We start from the raw sequence: 10,105 nt of genomic DNA, 5'->3' as shown, positions 1-10,105 counted from the left end.
GCCTCGGCGCGGGAGGCGGCCGGCGTGCTGCGCTCGGCCGAGCACCGCGGGCTGGCCGCCCGGGTCTCCCGCGGGGGTCGCTAGAGTTCAGGCCGTGCGGCCCGCCGGCCTTCATCACCGTAGCCGCGAGATTTGGTGATCCTTTATCCGGGATTTATATCCGTCATCAACGGTCGTGCGACGCTCTAACCTAGAGCAACCTAGAGCCGGATCTGTCCGAGGAGGCGGTGTGGTCACAGGTGTACTGATCGACTGGGGCGGGGTGCTCACCACCAGCCTCGCCGATTCCATCGCGCGGTGGATCGAGGCCGACCGCATCGACCACGCCCACTACCGCGAGGTGATGTCCGAGCTGGTCAGCGCCGCCTATGGCGGCGACCGGGAGAACGTCGTGCACGCGCTCGAACGTGGAGAGCTCGACGGGGCCGCCTTCGAGCGCGACCTGGCCGCCCGGCTGGTGACTGTCGACGGGGTGCCGCCGGAGGCCGAGGGGCTGCTGGAGCGCATGTTCGCGGGCTTCGAGCGGGTCGAGATCATGTACGACATGCTCCGGGCCGCCAGGGAGAGCGGCGTCAGGACGTGCCTGCTGTCCAACTCGTGGTCCAACACCTACCCGCGCGACGACTGGGACGAGGTCTTCGACGCGGTCGTGATCTCCGGCGAGGTCGGCATGCGCAAGCCCGAGCCGCGCATCTTCCAGCACGCGCTGGGAGTGGTAGGGCTGCCGGGGGAGGCGTGCGTGTTCGTCGACGACATCGAGGCCAACATCGTGGCCGCGCGCGGGCTCGGCATCGCCGGCATCCACCACCGCGACCCCGAAACGACCATCTCGCAACTGGAGACGATCCTCCGACTCCCGTTGCGCCGGGCATGATGGTGCCCCGCACGCTGTGAAAGGTTCCTGATGCGCGTCTACCTGCCGTGCACGCTGCCCGCCCTGGCCCACGCGGTCGAGGCGGGGGAGCTGGGTCCGGCCCCGCTGACCGGCTACGCGGTGACGCCCGCGCTGACCGAGTGGTACGCCTCGGGCGACACCGAGGAGCTCGAGTACGTCGCCCTCACGGAGGCCGCCCGCGCCTCCCTGCGCATGCTGGCCGACGGCGTGGACCCGCCGCCCCGTCGCGTGGTGGTCGCCGCCGAGGTGCCCGACGCCTCGCTGTCGATCAGCGCCGACCTCGCGGAGCGGGGCAGGGTGCGGCTCACGGAGCCGGTGCCGCTCGCCAAGGTCGCCTCGGTGCACGTGGACGACGGCTACGCCGTCGCCGACGTCGAGGCCGCCGTCGCCGCGCTTCCCGCCGCGGACCAGGGCGACGACGACGCCCGTTTCACCGTGGACGGCGCCGAGGCGCACGAGCTCATGTGGTACGCCACCCAGGAGATCCCCTACCTCCTGGGCAACGACCACTAGGCCGGACCCCTGGCCGGGTGGTGGTGGCGGCTCGCCGTTCACTGGAATGTCACACGCGGTCGTTAGGCTTGGGGCCGATATGACGAAGCACATCATCTGGGATTGGAACGGCACGCTCTTCCACGACATCGACGCCGTGGTGGGAGCCACCAACGAGATCTTCGGGTCCTACGGCCTGCCGCCCCTCACCGCCGACGGCTTCCGCGCCGTCTACACGCGGCCGATCTGGCTGGCCTACGAGCGGCTGCTGGGCAGGCCGCTGACCGACGGCGAGTGGGAGCTGCTCGACCAGGGCTTCCACGACCACTACTACCGGCTCAGCGTCGCCTGCCGGCTGGCCGACGACGCCGAGCACACGCTGACCAGCTGGACGGGCAGCCAGTCGCTCTGCTCGATGGCCCCGCACATCCACCTCGTCCCGATCGTCGAGTCGTTCGGCATCACCGGCCACTTCAGCAGGATCGACGGGCTGCTCGGGCTCACGGGCGGCGAGAAGGCCGGCCACATGAGCGCCCACATCGAGGCCCTGGGCGTCGAGCCGCGCGACGTCCTGGTGATCGGCGACAGCGTGGACGACGGGCTCGCGGCCAAGCACGTCGGCGCCCGCGCCGTCCTCTACACAGGCGGCATGACCACGCGGGCCGACCTGGAGTCCACGGGCCTGCCGGTCGTCGACACGCTCGCCGAGGCCCTCGGCCACGCCTGACGAGGGTTGCCGCCTTATGAGAGTGTGGCGGCGGTATGCCCGAATCGTCGGGCGGCTCGGCGCGCGCGGGGCGTTGGCCGTACCCTTGCAGCGTCCCCCCAGGAGGCCGCCATCAACCGCCTAGTGCTCTGGAACATCGACCTGACCCTGGTCGACGTCGCCATCGTCACCCGTGACGCCTACGCCGAGGCGTTCCGCCTCGTGACCGGCCGCCCGCTGGTCAAGCTCGCCCCGGCGCTGGGCCGCCCCGACTCCGAGATCGTCTTCGAGACGCTCGCCGTCAACGGCGTGGTGGCCGAGGACGCCCACCTGCCGAAGTTCCTGTCGGCGCTGGCCGTGGCCTTCGCCGACCGGCGCAAGAGGCTCGCCAAGGAAGGCAGGGCGATGCCGGGCGCGAGGGACGCGCTCAAGGCGGTGGCCAGGCTCGACGGCGTGGTCCAGTCGGTGCTCACCGGCACGATCAAGGGCAACGCCGTGCACAAGCTCAAGGCGTTCGACCTCGACAAGCACATCGACTTCGAGATCGGCGGCTACGGCGAGGAGGTCTACCCCAAGGCGACGCTGCTCCAGGTCGCCCAGGGGCGCGCGCGTGAGCGGCTCGGCACCCCGTTCACGGCGGCCAACACCGTGGTCATCGGCGACTCGACGCGCGACGTACAGGCCGCCAGGATCGGCGGTGCGGCGATGATCGCGGTCGCCTCCGGCCGCTCGACGGTCGCCGAGCTGCGCGAGGCCGGGGCCGACATCGTGCTGCCCGACCTGTCCAACGCCTCGGAGGTGGTGGCCGCCGTCGCGGGACTGACCGCCCCGGTCGACCGGGGCACGGTCGGCGGATGGCTGGCCTGACCATGTCGGGTATGGGAGTTATGTCTATATAGGGCTGGCTATAGTTGCTGGCTATGGACCTCGTCCGGCATCTCCGCTACTTCACCGTGGTCGCGGAGGAGCTCCACTTCGGAAACGCCGCGATCCGGCTCGGCATGGCCCAGCCGCCGCTCAGCCAGCGGATCAAGCGCCTGGAGGAGGAGCTCGGCGTGCGGCTCTTCGACCGCTCGGCCCGCCAGGTCCAGCTGACCGAGGCGGGCCGGCTGCTGCTCGGCGAGGCGCGCGAGATCGTGGCCAGGGTGGACCGGCTGCACGAGCTGGCCCGGCACGGCCATGGCGCTGTGCTCAAGGTCGGCGTGCCGCCGGACCTCGGTCCCGCGGTGATCGCCGGGCTGGTCGCCGGCTTCCGGGAGGGCAACCCGGAGGTACGGCTCGCCCCGGCCGAGATCTGGACCGCCGACCAGCTCGCCGCGCTCGCCGAAGGCGCCATCGACGTCGGCGTCGTGCGCCACCCGGTCACCGCGCCCGGCCTGGACTTCGGCCAGGTGCTCGCCCAGCCGCAGGGCGTGCTGCTCGCAAAGGAGGACCCCCTGGCCCGCGGGGGCGAGGTGCACCTGGCCGACCTGGCCGGCCGCGAGCTGCTGATGCCGCCCCGGGAGGGCGAGCCCGGCCTGTACGCCGAGGTGCTGGCCGAGTGCCGCCGCCACGGCTACGTGCCGCCGCAGGTGCACCAGGGCGCCGGGCTGGGAATGGTGCTCGCCGGGGCCGCGGTCGCGTTCGGCCCCAGGGAGGAGCTGCCGGGGCTGGCCTGGCGGCCACTGCTAGGCTCGCCGATCATTTGCCGGGTATCCACGGCCTGGCGGGCCGAGACGGTCGCCGTTGCCGCGTTCTCGGCGGTGGCCGTACGAACTCTGAAGGAGCGCGCCGGGATGGTCGACGAGGGCGCGGCGCCCGTGCGGCGGGTCAGCCGCCGGCCCGGGGTGCTGGCATGAGCGGACCCAGGTCCGAGTCCGCAGTCGCGCGTGGCACCGACTCCGGGTCCACGAGCGGGCCCGACTTCGCGGGCGTGTTCCGCGCAGCGGGCGTCACCGGCTGGCTGCACGCGGCCGACCTCGACACCGGCAGGGAGGTCGGGCACGGCTCCGACGAGCCGGTGCCGACCGCGTCGGTGTTCAAGGTGCCGCTCATGGTGGAGCTCTGCCGCCAGGCCGACGCGGGGCTGCTCGATCCGGCCGCCCGGGTGACCGTGCGGGCCGCCGACCGGGTGTTCGGGCCGACCGGGGTCTCGGCGATGCTGGACGACGTCACCATGTCGCTGCGCGACCTGGCCTACCTCATGATCGCGGTGAGCGACAACACGGCGGCGGACGTGCTGTCGGCCAGGGTGGGGCTCGACGCGGTCAACGCGATGCTGTCCAGGTTCGGGCTGGAGGGCACCCGCGTGCGGCACACGACCGCCGCCTTGTTCGAGAGCATGGTCGAGGACACCGGGCACGGCTGGCCGTACCTCGACCCGGTGGAGATCGCCTCGCTGCGCGTGCTCGACCCGCGCCGCGCCAACCGCAGCACGCCGCGCGAGACGGCCAGGCTGTTCGGGCTCATCTGGCGCGACGAGGCCGCTTCGCCCGGCTCGTGCGCCTGGATGCGCGCCGTGCTCAACAAGCAGGTCTGGCCGCACCGGCTGGCCTCCGGCTTCCCGTACGACGACGTGGACGTCAGCGGCAAGACGGGCACGCTGCCGACGCTGCGCAACGAGGCCGGTGTGGTCGAGTATCCCGACGGCGGCCGGTACGCGGTCGCGGTCTTCACCCGCTCCTCCAGCCCCGCGGTGAACCAGCCGCGCGCCGACGCCGTGATCGGCACGGCGGCGCGTATGGCGGTGGACCACCTGCGGAGGTAGGAGGTCATGTGGGCAAGTCACGTATGACATTCGATCGGCCGGGCGACAGGATAGGACACATGGTTGCTGAAGGCGCACTTCTCTGGGAGCCCACCGAAGAGATCGTCACGCGCGCCAGGCTGACTCGCTACCTGGAGTGGCTGGGCAGGTCCGGGGCGGGCTACGAGGACGTGTGGCAATGGTCGGTCGACAGCCCGGAGGAGTTCTGGACGTCGATCTGGGACCATTTCGGGGTGATCGGGGAGCGTGGTGACGGGCCCGTCATCACTGGGACGATGCCCGGCGCCGAATGGTTCACCGGCAGCAGCCTCAACTACGCGGAGAACGCGCTGCGCCACGCGGACGGCACGGCCGCGCCCGCGGTGGTGTTCGTCTCGGAGGACGGCGCCCGCCAGGAGATCTCCCGCGCCGAGCTGCGCGAGGAGGTGGCGCGGGTCAGGGCCGGGCTGGTACGGCTCGGCGTGCGGCGTGGCGACCGCGTCGCGGCCGTCTGGTCGGCCGGGTCGCCCGACTTCGGCGTGGCCAGCGTCGTCGACCGGTTCAAGCAGATCGAGCCCAAGGTGCTGATCGCGGTCGACGGCTACCGCTACAACGGCAAGACCTACGACCGCTCGGCCGCCGTCAACGAGATCGCCGCCGAGCTGCCGACGCTCCGCGCCACCGTGTGGATCCCCTACCTGACCGCGGCCGTGGAGGGCCTGCCGCCGCAGCACGCCGAGCCCGTCCCCGGCCACACCGGAGCGACGCCGCACGGCGAGGCGGTCGGCTGGGAGGGGCTGCGCTCCGAGCGCGGGCCTCTGGAGTTCGAACGGGTGCCGTTCGGCCACCCCCTCTGGATCGTCTACTCCAGCGGCACCACCGGGCTGCCCAAGCCGCTCGTGCACGGGCACGGCGGCGTCGTGCTGGAGCACCTCAAGTCGCTCTCCTTCCACCAGGACCTGGGTGAGGGGGACGTGTTCTTCTGGTACACCACCACGGGCTGGATGATGTGGAACTACCTCGTCGGCGCCCTGCTGGTCGGCGCCACCCCCGTGCTCTACGACGGCTCGGCCACCCACCCCTCGCCCGCCGCGCTGTGGCGCGTCGCCGCCTCGGAGGAGGTGACGTACTTCGGGGTCGGCGCGCCGTACATCATGGCCTCGCTGAAGGCGGGCCTGCGTCCGGAAGGGCTGGGCAGGCTGCGCGGCATCGGCTCGACCGGGTCGCCGCTGCCGCCCGAGGGGTTCGCCTGGCTGGCCGAGGCCCTGCCCGGCGTGCCGCTCGGGTCGTTCTCGGGAGGCACGGACGTGGTCACCGGGTTCGTCGGCGCGACCCCGCTCCACCCGATCAGGGCGGGCGTCATCCCGTGCCGGTCGCTGGGTGCCCGGGTGGAGTCGTACGACGTGGCGGGCGGGCCGGTCGTCGGCGAGGTGGGGGAGCTGGTGCTCACCCAGCCGATGCCGTCGATGCCGGTCATGTTCTGGAACGACCCGTCGGGTGACCGCTACCGCGAGAGCTACTTCGACGTCTATCCCGGCGTGTGGCGGCACGGCGACTGGATCAAGATCAACGAGGACGGCAGCTGCGTCATCTACGGCCGCTCCGACTCGACCCTGAACCGCGGCGGCGTCCGGATGGGCACCAGCGAGTTCTACCGGGTGGTCGAGCGGTTCGACGAGATCGCCGACAGCCTGGTGATCGACACGGGCCGGCTCGGGCAGGACGGGCGCCTGCTGCTGTACGTGACGCTCGCCGCCGGCGCGGAGCTGACCGACGAGCTCACCAAGGCCCTTCGCGCCGCGCTGCGCGCCGAGCTGTCACCCCGGCACGTGCCCGACGAGATCCGCGTGGTGCCCGGCATCCCGCGCACGCTGTCGGGCAAGAAGCTGGAGGTGCCGGTCCGCAAGATCCTCCTCGGCACCCCGGTCGAGCAGGCCGCCAACCTCGACGCCATGGCCAACCCCGAGGTCCTGCGCCACTTCACCCCCTGAACGCGTGGCGGGTCAGATGCCCTGCGGGAGGCGGAAGAGGCGGGTCGGGTCGTAGGCGGCCTTGACATGGGACAGCCGGGCCGCGTTCGCGCCGTAATAGGCGGTGCGCCAGCCCGTCAGGTCGGGGTCGATGTAGTTGACGTAGGCGTGGTCCCCGAAGTGCGGGGCCATGGCGCTGTGGACCCGGCGCAGCCACGTCCGGTCCCTGCCGTCGGCGTTGTACTGCACGCTGAAGAGGGCCGCCCGGTGCGGGAAGGCCGTCGCGTCCGGCCTGACCCGCGCCACCGCGCCGCCGAGCGCGTCCAGCATGACCGAGTGCCGTCCCGGCCGGGCCACCCCCGCCACCAGCGCCCGCACGCCGTCGGGCGGGAGCGGCCGGTAGGCGACGTGCGACTTGGCCACGTAGACCGCCCGCCCCAGCCGCCCGTGCGGGGCGGGATGGCACTGCGCGACCGACAGGGACGAGCAACCGCCCATCATCTTCATGGCCTCCAGGTGGGAGGTGCGGGTCACGGAGCGGGACGCGGGCCGCCCGGCCCTGGCCGTGAGCGGGGCGAGCAGCCGGTCCAGCGCCGCCCTGCGGCCCAGGTGGACGCCCGTGACGCCCACCTCCAGGCCGCCGGGGCCGCGGGAGAGGGTGAGCGACGACCACAGCTCGTCGGGCGCGGCGGGCGCCCACGACTGCCAGGCGCTCACCGCCGCGAACGCCGCGGACCACGGCCAGCGCAGGTAGAAGACGTTCAGGTCGCGCGCCGCGTGGGTCCGGAACGTGAACGAGACCGCGACGCCGAAGTTGCCGCCGCCACCGCCCCGGCAGGCCCAGAACAGGTCGGGGTGCCGCCGCTCGTCACAGGTGAGGAGGCGGCCGTCGGCGGTCACGAGCTGGACCGACTCCATCGTGTCGCAGGTCAGACCGTACTTCCTGGACATCACGCCGATCCCGCCGCCCAGCGCGAGCCCGCTCACCCCCACGGTGGGGCAGGTGCCCGCCGGGATTCCGGCCCCGTGGCGGGCCAGCGCGGCGTAGACGTCGATCAGTTTCGCCCCGGCTCCGATCGTCGCCCGGCCGTCCGCGTACCGGATGGCGTCCATCCGCGAGACGTCGATGACCAGCCCGGTGCCGGTGGACCAGCCCGCGTACGAGTGGCCGCCCGAGCGGGCCGTGACCGGCAGCCCGTGCGCGCGCACGAACGCCAGGCACCGCGACACGTCCGCCGCGCCGGAGCAGTAGGCCACCCCGAGCGGCCGGACCGTGTCGAAGGCCGGGTTGAACAGGCGTCGCGCCGAGCCGTACCTCGCGTCGCCGGGCCGCACCAGCGTTCCGGACAGTTGCCGGCGCAGCAGCGCCCAGTCGGGCGCCGAGCCCGGAAGGGCCGAGCCCGGAAGTGCGGACGCCGGGCCGAGAAGCGGCGCCACCGCGGCGGCGCGGAGGAAGTCTCGACGGTCCATGGGACCTCCCGTGGTCGGTTCGGGCACAGGGGTGAGACGTCGTCCCACTGTTCATTGTTCGCCCGGAAAGGGTGCTCGGCCCGCCCGGACGCACTTCGGGCGGGCCGAGCGGTCATCCCGTCCGTGCCATGGACGTCTCGGCCAGCCGCAGGGCCAGCGCGGGACACATGTCGACCGCCCGGCGCGCCTCCTTCGCCATCCAGCCGGGCACGGTCCTGAAGGACGGGAAGCCGTAAGCGTCCAGATCGACGAACTCGGGCAGCAGGTGCGCGCACAGGCCGTGGCCCTGGCAGCGGGTCCAGTCCACCTCCAGGCGGTACTCGGGCTCCTCCTCCGGCTCGGGCAGCGGCAGCACGCCGCGGACCGGCCGGCCGCACGAGCCGTACTCGCGGTGGATCGCGATGTCGGTCTCGAACGTGTCCAGCGCCGACAGCACGAACCTCGCCGTGCCGTCCGGGTGGAAGCAGGCGCCCCGCCGCTCGACGGCGCGGACGGCCCGCCGTACCGCGTCGGTGGAGCCCGTGCCGTCGGCCAGCCCGAGGAGCTGCCTCGCCACGTCGGGCAGGCCCAGCCGGCACGGCCCGCACTGGCCCGAGGACTGCGCGGCCAAGTACGCGGTGACGCGGGCGGCCTCCCCGAGCGGGCACGTCGCCTCCCCGATCGGCACGATGATCCCGGCGCCCAGGTCGGCGCCGGCGAACTTCATGCCCTCGCGGGAGATCACCGCGGAGACGGCCATGTCGGGGCTCAGCCAGGCCCCGTGGTAGCCGCCCATCAGCACGCCGTCGCCCGGAACGGCGTCGCACATGTCGAGCACGTCGGCCAGCAGGGTGCCGGTCGGCGCCTCCACGACGGCGTTGCGGGCGGCCCCGCCGCTCATGGTCAGCAGCACCGTGCCGGGCTCCCTGCTCGTGCCCACGTCCGCGTACTTCTCCGGGCCCAGCTCGGCCAGCAGGGCGAGCTGGGCGTAGGTCTCGGTGTTCGACAGCAATGTGGGCAGCCCGTCCACACCGCTGGTCGCCGCCCGCTGCTTGCGGCCGGGCGGGATGCCCTCCAGGCCGTTCACGGCCCGTACGAGCGCGCCGCCCTCGCCGGAGATGAAGCGCTCCTCCAGCCCGACCACGCGGATCGGGATGTGGCTCTCGGTCGCGCCCGCCACCTTCGCGGCGCGGCGCTCGTTCACGGCCGCGACGATCGACGCCTCGGCCACCTCGCCCCGGGCGGTGGCGACGACCACCTCGCGGGCGTTCAACGCCTCGGCCGCCAGCAGCGCACCGTCGAGCACCAGGTGCGGGGCGCGGGTCAGCAGCATGGCGTCCTTCGAACTGGCCGGCTCGCCCTCGGCTCCGTTGACGAGCACGACGCTCTCCCTGGACCCGGCCGCGTCGCAGACAGCGCGCAGCTTGCGGCCGAACGGGAACGCCGCGCCGCCCCTGCCACGCATGTCCACCTCGTTCACCTCCGCGATGAGGGACTCCACGTCGCGGGGGTCGGGTTCGCCGTGCAGCGTGCGGTGGGCGGGCAGGTCCAGCCGCCTGGTGTGGTCCAGCCCAGCGGTCAGGCGGGCCGGCCCGACGCGTAGCACCTCGGGCACTCGGTGCGGGATCACATTCTCTCCTGGACGTTACTGTGGGGGGTCATCCGTGGGGAGGAGGCGGCAGGTCATCCCGCCTCCCGGTACTTGCGCCGGGCGGCGGCGAGGCTGACCGGCGCGTTGATCGGTTCAGGGACCGCGACGGGCGCGTCCGACACCGCCGGCGCGTCCACGGGCTCGGGCAGGGCGGGCGGCCTCAGCAGCGTGGCCAGCACCCGCACCAGCAGCGCCGCGCCGACGGCCGCCAGGCAGG

At 73.0% G+C, this 10,105-nt stretch carries 10 protein-coding genes; 7 read left to right on the top strand and 3 right to left on the bottom strand.

Annotated elements, in window-relative coordinates; translation table 11 throughout:
* Positions 1–229: 229 nt before the first annotated feature.
* The 7 genes from DQW85_RS17640 (at position 230) to DQW85_RS17610 (ending at position 6,809) form a co-directional block, all read left to right on the top strand.
* On the top strand, positions 230–874 hold the full coding sequence (locus tag DQW85_RS17640) for an HAD family hydrolase (RefSeq protein WP_113701398.1): 645 nt from the start codon (positions 230–232) through the stop codon (positions 872–874).
* A gap of 30 nt (positions 875–904) precedes the next feature.
* On the top strand, positions 905–1,408 hold the full coding sequence (locus DQW85_RS17635) for a DUF6912 family protein (protein WP_113701397.1): 504 nt from the start codon (positions 905–907) through the stop codon (positions 1,406–1,408).
* A gap of 79 nt (positions 1,409–1,487) precedes the next feature.
* Positions 1,488–2,114, top strand: a complete 627-nt coding sequence (locus DQW85_RS17630; protein ID WP_113701396.1) for an HAD family hydrolase — start codon at positions 1,488–1,490, stop codon at positions 2,112–2,114.
* 123 nt (positions 2,115–2,237) lie between these two features.
* Entirely contained in the window at positions 2,238–2,960 is a 723-nt protein-coding gene (locus DQW85_RS17625; RefSeq protein ID WP_113701395.1) for an HAD family hydrolase, read from the top strand.
* 53 nt (positions 2,961–3,013) lie between these two features.
* On the top strand, positions 3,014–3,931 hold the full coding sequence (locus DQW85_RS17620; RefSeq protein WP_113701394.1) for a LysR family transcriptional regulator: 918 nt from the start codon (positions 3,014–3,016) through the stop codon (positions 3,929–3,931).
* Positions 3,928–4,839: a serine hydrolase gene (locus DQW85_RS17615; protein WP_113701393.1), complete on the top strand. Its 912-nt coding sequence runs from the start codon at positions 3,928–3,930 to the stop codon at positions 4,837–4,839. Before DQW85_RS17620 ends, DQW85_RS17615 begins: the two co-directional genes overlap by 4 nt.
* A gap of 59 nt (positions 4,840–4,898) precedes the next feature.
* On the top strand, positions 4,899–6,809 hold the full coding sequence (locus DQW85_RS17610) for an acetoacetate--CoA ligase (RefSeq protein ID WP_113701392.1): 1,911 nt from the start codon (positions 4,899–4,901) through the stop codon (positions 6,807–6,809).
* A 12-nt stretch (positions 6,810–6,821) separates the two neighbouring features.
* Here DQW85_RS17610 and DQW85_RS17605 read toward each other — a convergent pair whose 3' ends face one another.
* The 3 genes from DQW85_RS17605 to DQW85_RS17595 form a co-directional block, all read right to left on the bottom strand.
* The gene (locus DQW85_RS17605) at positions 6,822–8,258 is read right to left on the bottom strand and encodes an FAD-binding oxidoreductase (RefSeq protein WP_113701391.1); all 1,437 of its coding nucleotides are present in this window, start codon (positions 8,256–8,258) and stop codon (positions 6,822–6,824) included.
* Between the two features lie 112 nt (positions 8,259–8,370).
* Positions 8,371–9,867 (bottom strand): NADH-quinone oxidoreductase subunit NuoF family protein, encoded by a 1,497-nt coding sequence (locus DQW85_RS17600; RefSeq protein WP_113701390.1) that lies wholly within the window; start codon positions 9,865–9,867, stop codon positions 8,371–8,373.
* Between the two features lie 53 nt (positions 9,868–9,920).
* Positions 9,921–10,105, bottom strand: a 185-nt coding sequence (locus tag DQW85_RS17595; protein ID WP_205315199.1) for a hypothetical protein, incomplete at its 5' end; no start/stop codon positions are given.

The sequence above is a fragment of the Nonomuraea lactucae genome, assembly GCF_003313395.1.
GTDB lineage: Bacteria > Actinomycetota > Actinomycetes > Streptosporangiales > Streptosporangiaceae > Nonomuraea > Nonomuraea lactucae.
This window is presented reverse-complemented; position numbering and strand designations above follow the sequence as displayed.